This window comes from Bradyrhizobium sp. USDA 4461, assembly GCF_054055655.1.
In genome coordinates this window covers 329,277-343,062 of sequence record NZ_JBSRXM010000001.1, presented here as the reverse complement: position 1 = coordinate 343,062, position 13,786 = coordinate 329,277, and the positions used below count along the sequence as shown (strand labels likewise).

Genomic DNA, 13,786 nt, shown 5'->3' with positions numbered 1-13,786 from the left:
CCCCGCTACCTGATTGTCGCAGCTCAGCTTTCGGAACTGAACGCGCGGCCTGCCGTTAACAAACGGCGGCTTGGCCGCGTCAATTTCGCTTTATTTGAACAGCGAAGTGTTCACCGGTGAACGGCACTTTCCGATAGGATCACTCAATCCGCGCCGCCGTTTCATGAGGACCCTCCATGAGCTTCCGCCGCGACTATATTACAAAACCGATCTTCTCCTGGGCGCGCGGCGTGCTGCCGACCATGTCGGACACCGAGCGCGAGGCGCTGGAAGCCGGCGACGTCTGGTGGGACGCCGATCTTTTCACCGGCAATCCCGACTGGTCGAAATTGCTGGCGTTCGCGCCGGCCAAACTGACCGACGAGGAGACGGCCTTCCTGCACGGTCCGGTCGACGAGCTCTGCACCATGCTCGACGAGTGGAAGATCAACTGGGAATGGCGCGATCTGCCGCCCGAGGTCTGGGCCTTCATCAAGGCCAAGAAATTCTTCGGCATGATCATCCCCAAGGAATTCGGCGGGCTCGGCTTCTCGCCCTACGCGCATTCCGAAGTGGTGCGCAAGATCTCGTCGCGCTCGCTGACCGCGGCCGTCACCGTGATGGTGCCGAACTCGCTTGGGCCGGGCGAACTGTTGATGCGTTTCGGCACCAAAGAGCAGCAAGACAAATGGCTGCCGCGGCTCGCCGCCGGCCACGACATTCCCTGCTTCGGCCTGACCAGCCCGGAGGCCGGCTCCGACGCCGCCTCGATGATCGACAGCGGCATCATCTGCAAGGGCAATTTCGAAGGCCGCGAGGTGATTGGGCTCAAGCTGAATTGGCACAAGCGCTATATCACGCTCGGTCCGGTCGCGACGCTGCTCGGCCTTGCCTTCAAGGCCTATGATCCCGATCACCTCGTCGGCAATCAGGACGAACTCGGCATCACGGTCGCGCTGATTCCGACCCATCTGCCCGGCGTCTCGATCGGCCACCGCCACCTGCCGGCGATGCAGGTGTTCCAGAACGGCCCGAATTGGGGCAAGGACGTCTTCATCCCGCTCGACTACATCATCGGCGGTGAGGCACGCTTGGGGCAGGGCTGGAAGATGCTGATGACGGCGCTTGCCGCCGGCCGCGGCATCTCGCTGCCGTCGCTGTCGGCTGCGGGTGCCGCCTATGCCGCGCGCACCACCGGCGCCTATGCCCGCATCCGCGAGCAGTTCGGCATTTCCATTTCCAAGTTCGAGGGCATCGAGGAGCCGCTGGCGCGGATCGCCGGCACCGCCTATCTGCTTGACGCCGCGCGGCGGCTCACCTGTGCAGCGCTGAACGAGGGACATCATCCCGCCGTCATCTCCGGGATCATGAAGCTCCACGCCACCGAGCGGATGCGGATCGCGATCGACGACGCCATGGATATCCATGGCGGCAAGGCCGTGATCGACGGGCCGCAGAACTATCTCGGCGGTCTCTACCGCTCGGTGCCGGTCGGCATCACGGTCGAGGGCGCCAACATCCTGACCCGCAATCTGATCGTGTTCGGGCAGGGCGCGATCCGCGCGCATCCCTATCTGTTGCAGGAGATGAACGCGCTTGGCGAGCCCGACCGCGACAAGGGCCTCGCGGCGTTCGACACCGCGTTCTGGAAGCATGTCGGCCACAGCTTTGCGACCATGTTCCGCGCCTGGGGCCGCAGCTGGACCGGCGGTTTGTTCGCACCGGCGCCGGATGCCGGCGATGCGACGGAATTCTATCGCCAGCTGTCGCGCTATTCGTCGGCGTTCGCGCTGTGCGCCGATATGGCGCTGCTCACCCTCGGCGGCGCGCTGAAGCGCAAGGAAATGCTCTCCGCGCGCTTCGGCGACATTCTCTCCGAACTCTATCTGCTCTCCGCCGCGCTGAAGCGCTGGCAGGACGAGGGCCGGCAGACGGAGGATCTGCCCGCGCTCGATTGGTGCATGGCATCGGGCTTCAAGACCATCGAGAACCGCTTTGCGGAAATCCTCGCGAATCTGCCGAACCGCCCGGTGGCATGGCTGCTGAAATTCCTGATCCAGCCGTTCGGCGCCCGCGTCACCGGACCGTCGGACCGCGTCGTGCATCTCTGCGCGCAGCTCGTGCTGTCGCCGTCAGCGGCACGCGACCGCCTGACGCCGGACCTCGCCTTTGTCGAGGATGACGGCGGCATCGCGCGGCTGGAGAAGGCCTTCCGGCTCGTCACCGAGGCCGAGGACGCCGCCAAGCAGCTGCGCGCGGCGCGGCTGCATGACTGGAAGGAGGCGGTGAAGAAAGGCGTCATCACCGAGGCCGACGGCGAGAAGCTCGCGGCCGCGCACGAAGCCGTCACAAAAGTCATCGAGGTCGATGATTTTGCGGCCGAGGCGTTGTCCCCGATTTACAAGAAATCCGCCGACGTGCATCAGTTCTTCCAGGAGCTTGGTGAGCAGAGGGCGGCGAGCTGATGGCGCGACCAGTCTTTATCGTCGACGGCAGCCGGACGCCGTTCCTGAAGGCGCGCTCCGGTCCCGGCCCGTTCACCCCGGTCGATCTCGCCGTGCAATGCGGCCGGCCGCTGCTGGCCCGGCAGCCGTTCGCACCCGCCGCCTTCGACCAGGTCATCCTCGGCTGCGTCAACGTCATTGCCGACGAGATGAACCCGGCGCGGGTCGCAGCACTCAGGCTCGGCATGGGCGAGCAGATGGTCGCCTTCACGGTGCAGATCAACTGCGGCTCCGGCATGCAGTCGATCGACACCGGCTACCGCTACATCCGCGAGGGCATCTCCGACCTGATCCTGGCCGGCGGCGCCGAAGCCTTGAGCCACGCGCCACTGGTCTGGCCGAATTCCGGCGTGCGCTGGTTTGCCGGCTTCGCCGGCGCCAAGGGGTTGGGCGCCAAGATCGCCGCGGCGCTGAAGGTGAAGCCGAGCTATTTCAAGCCGATCATCGGCCTCGAGCGTGGGCTGACCGACCCGATCACCGAGCTCAACATGGGACAGACCGCCGAGAAGGTCGGCCACCTTTTCGGCATCACCCGCGCGCAGTCCGATGCCTACGCCGCCGAGAGCCACCAGCGGCTGGCCAACGCGCAGAAGCAGGGCTTTCTCAAGGGCGAGGTCGAGACCGCGTTTGCGCGCGACGGCAAGTTCTACGATTTTGACGACGGCGTCCGCCCGGACTCGACACCGGAGACGCTGGCCAAGCTGAAGCCGGTGTTCGAGCGTCCGTGGGGTCAGGTCACCGCCGGCAATTCCTCGCAGATCACCGATGGCGCCTCCTGGGTGATCCTGGCGTCGGAGACCGCGGTGGCAAAGCACGGGCTGACGCCGAAGGCCGTCATCCTCGACAGCCAATGGTCGGCGCTCGATCCCTCGATCATGGGGCTTGGTCCGGTGCTGTCGGCCAGCGCGCTGCTCAAGCGCAACAGCATGACCTTGCAGGATGTCGAGACCTGGGAATTGAACGAGGCGTTTGCAACGCAGGTGCTCGGCTGTCTTGCAGCCTGGAACGACGAAAAGTTCTGCCGCGAGATCCTCGGGCTCGATGGTGCGGCCGGCGAGATCGACCGCGCCAAGTTGAACGTCGACGGCGGCGCGATCAGCCTCGGCCATCCCGTCGGCACCAGCGGCAACCGCATCGTGCTGCACCTGGTCAATGCGATGAAGCGGCTCGGCACCAGGCGCGGCGTCGCCACCGAATGCATCGGTGGCGGGCAGGGCGGCGCGATGTTGATAGAGACGGTGTGATCATGGATTCACGGATCATGGACCTTCTCGCCGACCGCGTGCTCGAACTCGGGCCGCCGCCGGCCGCCGACAGCCCGTACAGGAATTTCAAGCTGACGCGGGACGCGGACGGCATCGCCTGGCTGCTGTTCGATCGCGCCGGCGCCAGCGCCAACACGCTGTCGGCCGATCTGCTCGAGGAGCTCGACGCCATCGTCACGGCGCTGGAGAGCCAGCGGCCGACCGGCCTCGTGGTGCGCTCGGCGAAAAAGAGCGGCTTCATCGCCGGCGCCGACGTCAATGAGTTTCGCGGCGCCAGCGATCCCAGCACAGTCGAGACCGCGATCGGACGCGCGCACGCGGTGATCGATCGGCTCGAGGCGTTGCGCGTGCCCTCGGTCGCGATCATTCACGGCTTCTGCCTCGGCGGCGGCCTCGAGGTCGCGCTGGCCTGCCAGATGCGGATCGCGATCGACGATGCCCGGTTCGGCTTCCCCGAGGTGATGCTGGGCCTGCATCCCGGCCTCGGCGGCACGGTGCGCTTCACCGAGCTGGTCAATCCGATGCAGGCGATGACCCTGATGCTGACCGGCAGAACCATTGACGCGCGCCGCGCCAAGGCGCTCGGCCTGGTCGATGCCGTGACGCAGGAACGCCACGTCCGCAACGCGGTGAAGGATGCGGTGTTCGGCCGGCTCAAGCGCGCCAAGCCCGGTGTGCTCAACTCGCTGCTCAATTCGGGGCCGGCCAGGGGCCTGCTGGCGTCGCGGATGCGCAGCGAGGCCGGGAAGGCGGCGCCGCGCCAGCATTATCCGGCGCCCTACGCGCTGATCGATCTCTGGGAGAAGCACGCCGGCAACCGCTCGGCGATGCTGAATGCGGAGAAGGCGTCGTTCGCCAATCTGATGGTGACGCCGACCGCGCAGAATTTGATCCGCGTGTTCTTCCTGCGTGAGCAGATGAAGAAGGTGGCAGGCTCCGGCAACAAGGTTGCGCACGTCCACGTCATCGGCGCCGGCGCGATGGGCGGCGACATCGCGGCCTGGTGCGCCAACCAGGATATGCGCGTCACGCTCGCCGACATGAAGGCCGAGCCGATCGCGGGCGCGATGAAGCGGGCGTCGGAGCTGTTCGGCAAGATCATGCGCAAGAAGATCGACCAGCGGGACGCGCTGGACCGGCTGATCCCAGACATGGACGGCGAAGGCGTCCGCAATGCGGACGTGATCATCGAGGCGGTGCCGGAAAAGCTCGAGCTGAAGCAGAAGGTCTATGCTGGCCTCGAGCCGAAGATGAAGCCGGGCGCGATCCTCGCCACCAACACCTCGAGCATCCCGCTGCAGGATCTGCGCACCACGCTGGCTCGGCCGGAGCGGCTGCTCGGCCTGCATTTCTTCAATCCGGTGTCGCGGCTGCAACTCGTCGAGGTGGTCAGCCATGACGGCACCGATTCCGCGATGCTGAAGGAGGCGCTGGCCTTTGTCGGCGCCATCGATCGCCTGCCGCTGCCGGTGAAGAGCTCGCCGGGCTTCCTCGTCAACCGCGCGCTGACGCCCTACATGCTGGAAGCGATGATGATGCTGGACGAGAAGACCGACCAGCGCCTGATCGACGCGGCGGCGATCGAGTTCGGCATGCCGATGGGGCCGATCGAGCTCGCCGACCAGGTCGGCCTCGACATCTGCCTCGACGTCGGCGACATGCTGCGCTCGAAGTTCGGCGACGCCTTGCCGCCGACGCCTGCATGGTTGCGCGAAAAAGTCGCCAAGGGCGAGCTCGGCCGCAAGACCGGCAAGGGCTTTTACAGCTGGAAGGACGGCAAGGCGGAGAAGGCGCCGCTGCCGGAGACCGGTCCGAAGGTCAGCGACGAGATGATCGACCGCCTGGTGCTGCCGATCTCGAACGTCTGTGTCGCCGCCTTGCGCGAAGGCATCGTCGACAATGCCGACATGGTCGATGGCGCGATGATCTTCGGCACCGGCTATGCCCCGTTCCGCGGCGGTCCGCTCAACTATGCGCGGACCCGTGGCGTCGATAATATCGTGTCGACGATGCAGGCGCTGATGCGCAAGTTCGGCGGACGGTTTGCCCCGGATCCCGGCTGGGAGGCTTTCAAGTGACCGACTCGCAAGCAACCGACACTCACGTTCACGCGCCGCCGATCAGCGGCAACGAGCCGCAGGGCGATCTCTGCATCCGCACGCTGGCGATGCCGGCCGACACCAACGCCAACGGCGATATCTTCGGCGGCTGGCTGCTCAGCCAGATGGACCTCGGCGGCGGCGTGTTCGCGGGCAAGGTGGCGAAGTCCCGCACCGTGACGGTCGCGATCGAGGCGATGAATTTTCGCAAGGCGGTCTATGTCGGCGACCTCGTCTCGGTGCACGCCAATCTGGTGCGCGTCGGCCGCACCTCGATCACGGTGCATCTCGAAGCCTGGGTGCTGCGCCGCCGCGAGCAGCAATCGATCCTCGTCACCGACGGCAATTTCACCTACGTCTCGATCGACGACCAGGGCCATCCGCAGCCGATCCAGCGCGATGGCGCGACGATCGCCACATGACGCGGTCTAGGGGGTGCCGAATCATCCCTGCGACCGGCCAAATCAAAACTGAAGGCAGGATTGGATCGCCTCAGAACTATTACGCCGCAGCGCATGTTGCCGCAGCAGCGACCAGGAACAAATCCGTATCGCCTCGGTTATCGGCCCGGAATAAGAACCGAGGCTAACAATGTCCGACAGTTACGTGATCGAAGTGAGTTCGAAGACCGCGGGTATCGTGGTGCGCGATAAACGCGGCTATCAGTTCTTTGCTGCATCGCAACTTTTTTCCCGGCTTGAGGGCCATATCTTCCGTAACGCGCGTGAGGCCGAGCGCGCGGCGCGCCGGCTCCTCGCCGGCGACACGTTGCAACTGGCGTCGTAGCCGTTACGCTGCGGAGCAATGACCCTGACGCGGGCGCGCCGTTCCCCGCACGTTGACCTCCGCGCCGAACGGTCGCACCATGGGCGAGTCGCCGTTTCAAGGGGGCCGCCGTGGCCGGACTCTCCCACCGCCAGACTGAAATCCTCAACATCGCGCGTGCTTTTGGCCGGGTCATGGTCGAAGACCTCGCCAAGCGATTCGAGGTGTCGGCTCAGACCATCCGCAAGGACCTCAACGATCTCTGCGACGAGCGGTCGCTGACCCGAATCCATGGCGGCGCGATCATCGCCTCCGGTGTCGAGAACCTCGCCTATGAGGCGCGCCGCTTCGTCGCCGCCGAGGAGAAGAAGGCGATCGGCGCCGCCGCGGCGGCGCGGATTCCGAACGGCTGCTCGCTGTTCATCAATATCGGCACCACGACGGAAGAGGTCGCCAGCGCGCTGACCTCGCATGAGGACCTGCTCGTCATCACCAACAACCTCAATGTCGCGATGCTGCTCTATCGCCATCCGCGTATCGAGGTGGTGGTGGCCGGCGGCACGGTGCGCCGCGCCGACGGTGCCGTGGTCGGCTCCACCGCGACGCAGCTGATCGGCCAGTTCAAGGTCGACTACGCCATCATCGGCGCATCGGCGATCGACGAGGAGGGCGCGCTGCTCGACTTCGACTATCGCGAGGTGCAGGTCGCGCAGGCGATCATCGCCAATGCGCGCAACGTCATGCTGGTGTCGGATGCGACCAAGCTCCGCCGCAGCGCGCCGGTGCGCATCGCGCATATGAGCCAGATCCAGACCTTCGTCACCGATTCGCCGCTCCCCGCAGGCCTCGCCAACATCTGTCACAGCCGCGGTATCGAGGTGGTCGTCGCGATGGACAAGCCGGCCGTCGATATCGACGACAACGCAGACGCGGCACCGGCGACGCTGCGCAGCGCGTAGCTCCAAACTCTCTGATCGAAGTTTTTGCCATCAGACCCGTCACCCTGAGGAGCCATAGCGCGTCTCGAAGGGTCGACGGCACCAGCGGGGCCGTGCACCCTTCGAGACGCCGCTGCGCGGCTCTTCAGGGTGATGGGTCAGGTAAGTCTTGGCGCATGACGGCGAGAGACTCTGGACCCTGCCCCACGATGATCACCCCGCCTAAAAAATCCCCAGCTCAAGTTCCCCATTTTCGCTTTGCTTTCGTTTTTGGTTGTGATCTACTTCAATTCGAAAGTAAAACCGTCAAAGCGAAAACGGTTGCCGGGGGAAGCGTTCTTTGGATCGAATTTACGACCTCGCCATCATCGGAGGCGGCGTTAATGGCTGCGGCATCGCGCGCGATGCGGCGGGCCGGGGTAACTCCGTTTTCCTTTGTGAAATGAATGACTTGGCCAGCGGGACTTCGTCCTGGTCGACCAAGCTCGTGCATGGCGGTCTGCGCTATCTCGAATATTACGAGTTTCGTTTGGTGCGCGAGGCGCTGATCGAGCGCGAGATCCTCTGGCAGATCGCGCCCCACATCATTCGTCCGCTGCGTTTCGTCTTGCCGCACCACGCCGGCCTGCGTCCGGCCTGGCTGCTGCGGCTCGGCCTGTTTCTCTACGATCATATCGGCGGCCGGCATCTGCTGCCGGCGACGCGCTCGGTGGACCTTGCGCGCGACGTGGTCGGCAAGCCGCTGATCCCGGGCCGCTACACCAAGGGTTTCGAATATTCCGACTGCTTCGTCGACGACGCGCGACTGGTGGCGCTGACCGCGCGCGATGCCGCCGATCGCGGCGCCGAGATCCGCACCCGCACCCGCGCGGTCGAAATCAGGCAGGTCGACGGCATCTGGCACGTCACGGTCGAGGATACGACCAACGGTTCGCGCGAGACGATCAAGGCCCGCGTGCTGGTCAATGCCGGCGGTCCCTGGGTCGAACAGGTGCTGGCGTCAGGCGTCGGCGTCAATGCGCGCGCCAAGGTGCGGCTGGTGCAGGGATCGCACATCGTGGTGCCCAAGCTCTACGATCACGACCGCGCCTACATCTTCCAGAACGCCGACGGCCGCATCATCTTCGTGATCCCCTATCAGAACGATTTCTCGCTGATCGGCACCACCGATCGCGACTATGACGGCGATCCGGCCAAGGTGAAGGCGACGCAGGAGGAGATCGAGTACCTCTGCGCCTCCGCCAGCGAGTATCTCGCCAAGCCGGTGAAGCCCGAGGACGTGGTCTGGAACTACTCCGGCGTGCGTCCGCTCTATGACGATGGCGCGAGCGAGGCCAAGGCCGCAACCCGCGACTATGTGTTCGAGCTCGATACGCCCGGTGGCGCGCCGCTGCTCTCGATCTATGGCGGCAAGATCACGACCTATCGCCGCCTCTCCGAAGAGGCGCTGCAGCGGCTGTCGCCCTATCTCCGCGGCACAAAGGCGCAGGAGGGATGGACCGGCAAGGCGCCGCTGCCCGGCGGCGACATGGACGTGTCGGCGGTCGCCGCGCTGAGCGCCGAACTGGTTCGCACCTATCCGTTCCTCGCGCAGCCGCACGCCAATCGTCTCGCGCATGCCTACGGCACGCGTGCCAGCAAGGTGTTGGGCAACGCAGCATCGGCCGAAGATCTCGGCCGATCCTTCGGCGCCACCTTGACGGAGGGTGAAGTCCGGTACCTGATGGCGAACGAATGGGCTCGGACTGCGGAAGATGTCGTCTGGCGACGATCCAAGCTGGGCTTGCGGATGACGGCGGGTGAAATCGCCGCGCTCGACGAGTGGATGGCCGCCAACCGCGTGTCCGGTGAACGTCCCCTCCGCGAAGCGGGAGGACGGGTATGAGCGTTGCACTGCAGAACGTCACGCGAACCGTGGATGGCGTTCCGACCATCCGCGATGTGTCGCTGACGCTGGAGCGTGGCACGCTCAGTGTGCTGCTCGGGCCGACGCTGTCGGGCAAGACCTCGATCATGCGGCTGCTCGCCGGCCTCGACAAGCCGGCCTCCGGCCGCGTGCTGGTCGACGGCAAGGATGTCACCGGCGCCGACGTGCGGCAGCGCTCGGTCGCGATGGTCTATCAGCAGTTCATCAACTATCCCTCGCTGACGGTCTATGAGAACATCGCTTCGCCGTTGCGCGTACAGGGCAAGCCGAAGGTCGAGATCGAGAGGCGGGTTGCGGAAGCGGCCGCCCTGCTGCGGCTCGAGCCGTTCCTGAAGCGCACGCCGCTGCAACTCTCCGGCGGCCAGCAGCAGCGTACCGCGATCGCGCGCGCGCTGGTCAAGGGCGCCGACCTCGTGCTGCTCGACGAGCCGCTCGCCAATCTCGATTACAAGCTGCGCGAGGAGCTGCGCGCCGAGCTGCCGCGGATCTTCGAGGCGTCGGGCGCGATCTTCGTCTATGCCACCACCGAACCGTCGGAAGCGCTGCTGCTCGGCGGCGACACGGTCTGCATGTGGGAAGGCCAGGCGCTGCAGACCGGCGCGACGCCGAAGGTCTACCGCCATCCCGACACGCTGCGCGTCGCGCAGGTGTTCTCCGATCCGCCGCTCAATGTCATCGGCATCGAGAAGAGGGGTGACCTCGTGATCTATGCCGGCGGCGAGCAGGCGCCCGCGACCGGGCTCTATGCCGGTCTGCCTGACGGCACCTACCGGACCGGTTTCCGCGCGCACCAGCTCGAGGTCGGCAGCGCCGCGGCCGGCCGCCATAAATTCGCTGCCACCGTGACGGTGACCGAGATCACCGGCTCGGAGAGCTTCGTACACGTCCATGTCCATGGCTCGAACTGGGTCGCGGTGCTGCACGGCGTGCATGAATATGAACCCGGGCAGGTGCTCGACGCCGCGCTCGATCCCGACGACATCTTCGTGTTCGACGCGGCCGATCGCCTCGTCGCTTCACCCGCAACCAATTTCTCGAAGTGAGGGAGATGCTTCATGGCCCGCATTGACCTCGTCGATCTCGCGCAGTCCTACAACGGCAATGACGCGCCGCTGGAATCCTTCGCGTTGAAGCCGGTCACCATGACCTGGCGGCAGGGCGGCGCCTACGCGCTGCTCGGGCCGTCCGGCTGCGGCAAGACCACGCTGCTCAATCTGATTTCCGGCATCGTGACGCCGTCGCGCGGCAAGATCCTGTTCGACGGCCGTGACATCACGCCGCTGTCGACGCAGAAGCGCAATATCGCGCAGGTGTTCCAGTTCCCGGTCATCTACGACACCATGACGGTGGGCGAGAACCTGGCCTTCCCGCTGAAGAACCGCGGCGTTGCCAGGGCCGAGGTCGATGCGCGGGTCAAGCAGATCGCCGACCTGCTCGATCTCACGCCCTATCTGAACCGCAAGGCGACGCGGCTCACCGCCGACGCCAAGCAGAAGATCTCGCTCGGCCGCGGCCTGGTGCGTTCCGACGTCGCCGCCGTCTTGTTCGACGAGCCGCTGACGGTGATCGATCCCGAGCTGAAATGGCAGCTGCGCTCGAAACTGAAGGCGCTGCATCGCGAGCTCGACCTCACGATGATCTACGTCACCCACGACCAGACCGAAGCGCTGACCTTCGCCGATACCGTGGTCGTCATGCATGACGGCCGCGTGGTGCAGAGCGGTACGCCGGCCGAATTGTTCGACAAGCCGGAGCACACTTTCGTCGGGTACTTCATCGGCTCGCCCGGCATGAACATCGTACCCGCCGAGGTCTCGGGCCACGAGGCGCGGATCGACGGCCATGTCATCGGCCTGCATCGCAACTATGGTGTGCTGCCGAAGGCTGCGAAGATCGAGATCGGCGTGCGGCCGGAATTCGTCGATGTCGCAGCGCCCGCATCGGGGCTGCTGTCGGCGAAGATCGAGCGGATCGACGATCTCGGCCGGATCCAGTTTGCCCGTGTCCGCGTCGGCAACACCAAACTCGCGGCGCGCGTGCCGCCGGGCTTCTCGGTCTCCGGAGATACCGCCGGCCTGATCTTCAATCCCGCTTACGTCCACGTCTATGCCGACAGCCATTTGGTGGAAGGGGTCGCCTGATGGACAAGACCATCAACCAAAAAGCCTGGTTCCTGGTGCTGCCGGTGTTCCTGGTGGTCGCGTTCTCGGCGGTGCTGCCGCTGATGACGGTCGTGAACTATTCGATGCAGGATACCTTCGGCAACAACCAGTTCTTCTGGAACGGCGTCGGCTGGTTCAAGGAGCTGCTCGATCCCTCGACCGATCTCGGCGGTCGCTTCCTGGCTTCGCTCGGCCGCAACCTGTTCTTCTCCGCCGTGATCCTCGCGATCGAGGTGCCGCTCGGCATCGTCGTCGCGCTGTCGATGCCGCGCGAGGGCTGGAGCGTCGCAGCCTGCCTCGTCATCCTCGCGCTGCCGCTTCTGATTCCGTGGAACGTGGTCGGCACCATCTGGCAGATCTTCGGCCGGCCCGATATCGGCCTGCTCGGCTATGTGCTGAACCATCTCGGGTTCAACTACAACTACGTCTCCAATGAGGTCGATGCCTGGGTCACGGTCATCGTGATGGACGTCTGGCACTGGACCAGCCTTGTCGCGCTGCTCTGCTACGCGGGCCTGAAGTCGATCCCCGACGCCTATTACCAGGCGGCGCAGATCGACGGCGCGTCGCGCTGGGCGGTGTTCAAGGCGATCCAGCTGCCCAAGATGAACCGCGTGCTCTTGATCGCGGTGCTGCTGCGCTTCATGGATAGTTTCATGATCTACACCGAGCCGTTCGTGGTCACCGGCGGCGGTCCCGGCAACTCGACGACCTTCATCTCGATCGAACTCGTCAAGATCGCGCTCGGCCAGTTCGACCTCGGCAAGGCGGCTGCGCTGTCGCTGGTCTACAATCTGATCATCCTGATCGTGTGCTGGGTGTTCTACACCGTGATGACCAATGCCGGCGCCGAGCGACCGGTCAAGGGAGGAGCGGCGTGATGCATTCGATCCCCGGCCGCCGCCTGATCATGGCGCTGTTCCTGATCTTCCTGCTGTTGCCGATCTACTGGCTCGTCAACATGAGCTTCAAGACCAACGCCGAGATCATCTCGTCGATGACGCTGTGGCCGCATGCGCCGACGCTGCAGCACTACAAGCGAATCTTCACCGACGAGAGCTGGTATTCCGGCTACATCAATTCGCTGGAATATGTCGTCATCAACACCGTGATCTCGATCGCGGTGGCGTTGCCGGCGGCCTATGCATTCTCGCGCTACCGCTTCCTCGGCGACAAGCACCTGTTCTTCTGGCTGCTGTCCAACCGCATGGCGCCGGCGGCGGTCTATGCGCTGCCGTTCTTCAACCTCTATTCGGCGATCGGCCTGTTCGATACGCCGTGGGCGGTGGCGCTGGCGCACTGCATCTTCAACGTGCCGCTGGCGGTGTGGATCCTCGAAGGCTTCGTCTCCGGCGTGCCGCGCGAGATCGACGAGACCGCCTTCCTCGACGGCTATTCGTTTCCGCGCTTCTTCGTCAAGATCCTGGTGCCGCTGATCGCGAGCGGCATCGGCGTCGCCGCGTTCTTCTGCTTCATGTTCTCCTGGGTCGAGCTGCTGCTGGCGCGCACGCTGACGTCGGTTGCCGCCAAGCCGATCTCCGCTGTCATGACGCGGACGGTGTCGGCCGCCGGCATGGACTGGGGCCTGCTTGCCGCGGCCGGCGTGCTCACCATCATCCCAGGCGCACTCGTGATCTGGTTCGTCCGCAACTACATCGCGCGCGGCTTCGCGCTCGGCCGGGTCTAGGAGGGCGCATGATCCCGAAAAGTGGAAGCCGGTTTTCGGACCGGATCATGCGCAAGGAGTAAGATCATGGACAGCATCGCATGGATGGCATGGACCTGGCCCACCGCTATCTTCTTCGTGCTGCTTGCCTGCACGCTCGGAATGATGACCTGGCTTGCGATCGCCTATCCCGAGGCGGAGCGGGTCGGCGTGCTGCGGATTCCGACCACGCGTGGCGATCGCCTGTTCGTCTCGCTGGTGCTCGCCGCCGTCATCCACCTGGTGTGGATCGGCCTGGTCGGCACCGATCCGATTTTCAGCCTGCCGATTGGCGAGGGCGTCGAGATTTCGAGCCTGTGGCTCGGAACGGTAATTTCGCTTCTTTCAGCCGTGGTGATCTTTCGCACCGTCTGAAGAACGCGAAAAAGAGCAGATCCGGGGTCTACCCGGGCCTGGATTTAGTCGCTGCAACCGGAGGAAT

The 13,786-nt window shown here is 65.1% G+C and carries 13 protein-coding genes; all 13 read left to right on the top strand.

What is annotated here, in order from left to right:
- Positions 1 to 176: 176 nt before the first annotated feature.
- The 13 genes from ACVINW_RS01680 (at position 177) to ACVINW_RS01620 (ending at position 13,719) form a co-directional block, all read left to right on the top strand.
- Positions 177 to 2,444 carry an acyl-CoA dehydrogenase gene (locus tag ACVINW_RS01680; protein WP_456749691.1) on the top strand — a complete coding sequence of 756 codons (2,268 nt, stop codon included), beginning with the start codon at positions 177 to 179 and terminating at the stop codon, positions 2,442 to 2,444.
- Positions 2,444 to 3,727: an acetyl-CoA C-acetyltransferase gene (locus tag ACVINW_RS01675; RefSeq protein WP_456749690.1), complete on the top strand. Its 1,284-nt coding sequence runs from the start codon at positions 2,444 to 2,446 to the stop codon at positions 3,725 to 3,727. The genes ACVINW_RS01680 and ACVINW_RS01675 overlap by 1 nt, the downstream gene beginning before the upstream one ends.
- Before the next feature lie 2 nt (positions 3,728 to 3,729).
- Complete coding sequence (locus ACVINW_RS01670; protein WP_456749689.1) at positions 3,730 to 5,826, top strand: 3-hydroxyacyl-CoA dehydrogenase NAD-binding domain-containing protein; 2,097 nt, start codon at positions 3,730 to 3,732, stop codon at positions 5,824 to 5,826.
- An 89-nt stretch (positions 5,827 to 5,915) separates the two neighbouring features.
- On the top strand, positions 5,916 to 6,269 hold the full coding sequence (locus tag ACVINW_RS01665; protein ID WP_456756270.1) for an acyl-CoA thioesterase: 354 nt from the start codon (positions 5,916 to 5,918) through the stop codon (positions 6,267 to 6,269).
- 169 nt (positions 6,270 to 6,438) lie between these two features.
- Complete coding sequence (locus tag ACVINW_RS01660; RefSeq protein ID WP_456749688.1) at positions 6,439 to 6,633, top strand: hypothetical protein; 195 nt, start codon at positions 6,439 to 6,441, stop codon at positions 6,631 to 6,633.
- Positions 6,634 to 6,743: 110 nt separating this feature from the next.
- Entirely contained in the window at positions 6,744 to 7,571 is an 828-nt protein-coding gene (locus tag ACVINW_RS01655) for a DeoR/GlpR family DNA-binding transcription regulator (RefSeq protein ID WP_456749687.1), read from the top strand.
- 188 nt (positions 7,572 to 7,759) lie between these two features.
- Positions 7,760 to 7,996 carry a hypothetical protein gene (locus ACVINW_RS01650; RefSeq protein ID WP_456756600.1) on the top strand — a complete coding sequence of 79 codons (237 nt, stop codon included), beginning with the start codon at positions 7,760 to 7,762 and terminating at the stop codon, positions 7,994 to 7,996.
- A complete protein-coding gene (gene glpD / locus ACVINW_RS01645) occupies positions 7,891 to 9,435 on the top strand; it encodes a glycerol-3-phosphate dehydrogenase (protein ID WP_456749686.1) in 1,545 nt (514 codons plus the stop codon). Before ACVINW_RS01650 ends, glpD begins: the two co-directional genes overlap by 106 nt.
- Positions 9,432 to 10,520 (top strand): ABC transporter ATP-binding protein, encoded by a 1,089-nt coding sequence (locus tag ACVINW_RS01640; RefSeq protein ID WP_456749685.1) that lies wholly within the window; start codon positions 9,432 to 9,434, stop codon positions 10,518 to 10,520. Before glpD ends, ACVINW_RS01640 begins: the two co-directional genes overlap by 4 nt.
- 12 nt (positions 10,521 to 10,532) lie before the next feature.
- The gene (locus ACVINW_RS01635; RefSeq protein WP_456749684.1) at positions 10,533 to 11,618 is read left to right on the top strand and encodes an ABC transporter ATP-binding protein; all 1,086 of its coding nucleotides are present in this window, start codon (positions 10,533 to 10,535) and stop codon (positions 11,616 to 11,618) included.
- Entirely contained in the window at positions 11,618 to 12,520 is a 903-nt protein-coding gene (locus ACVINW_RS01630; protein ID WP_456749683.1) for a carbohydrate ABC transporter permease, read from the top strand. The genes ACVINW_RS01635 and ACVINW_RS01630 overlap by 1 nt, the downstream gene beginning before the upstream one ends.
- Positions 12,520 to 13,326, top strand: a complete 807-nt coding sequence (locus ACVINW_RS01625; RefSeq protein WP_456749682.1) for a carbohydrate ABC transporter permease — start codon at positions 12,520 to 12,522, stop codon at positions 13,324 to 13,326. The genes ACVINW_RS01630 and ACVINW_RS01625 overlap by 1 nt, the downstream gene beginning before the upstream one ends.
- 66 nt (positions 13,327 to 13,392) lie before the next feature.
- The gene (locus ACVINW_RS01620; RefSeq protein ID WP_456749681.1) at positions 13,393 to 13,719 is read left to right on the top strand and encodes a DUF2160 domain-containing protein; all 327 of its coding nucleotides are present in this window, start codon (positions 13,393 to 13,395) and stop codon (positions 13,717 to 13,719) included.
- Positions 13,720 to 13,786: the final 67 nt, after the last annotated feature.

Excerpts from the sequence above, each read along its gene's own strand:
- ACVINW_RS01640 (WP_456749685.1), top strand. The coding sequence starts at position 9,432 with ATGAGCGTTGCACTGCAGAACGTCACGCGAACCGTGGATGGCGTTCCG.
- ACVINW_RS01635 (WP_456749684.1), top strand. The coding sequence starts at position 10,533 with ATGGCCCGCATTGACCTCGTCGATCTCGCGCAGTCCTACAACGGCAAT.
- ACVINW_RS01680 (WP_456749691.1), top strand. The coding sequence starts at position 177 with ATGAGCTTCCGCCGCGACTATATTACAAAACCGATCTTCTCCTGGGCG.
- ACVINW_RS01675 (WP_456749690.1), top strand. The coding sequence starts at position 2,444 with ATGGCGCGACCAGTCTTTATCGTCGACGGCAGCCGGACGCCGTTCCTG.
- ACVINW_RS01625 (WP_456749682.1), top strand. The coding sequence starts at position 12,520 with ATGCATTCGATCCCCGGCCGCCGCCTGATCATGGCGCTGTTCCTGATC.
- ACVINW_RS01665 (WP_456756270.1), top strand. The coding sequence starts at position 5,916 with ATGCCGGCCGACACCAACGCCAACGGCGATATCTTCGGCGGCTGGCTG.
- ACVINW_RS01660 (WP_456749688.1), top strand. The coding sequence starts at position 6,439 with ATGTCCGACAGTTACGTGATCGAAGTGAGTTCGAAGACCGCGGGTATC.
- ACVINW_RS01620 (WP_456749681.1), top strand. The coding sequence starts at position 13,393 with ATGGACAGCATCGCATGGATGGCATGGACCTGGCCCACCGCTATCTTC.
- ACVINW_RS01670 (WP_456749689.1), top strand. The coding sequence starts at position 3,730 with ATGGATTCACGGATCATGGACCTTCTCGCCGACCGCGTGCTCGAACTC.
- ACVINW_RS01630 (WP_456749683.1), top strand. The coding sequence starts at position 11,618 with ATGGACAAGACCATCAACCAAAAAGCCTGGTTCCTGGTGCTGCCGGTG.
- ACVINW_RS01650 (WP_456756600.1), top strand. The coding sequence starts at position 7,760 with ATGATCACCCCGCCTAAAAAATCCCCAGCTCAAGTTCCCCATTTTCGC.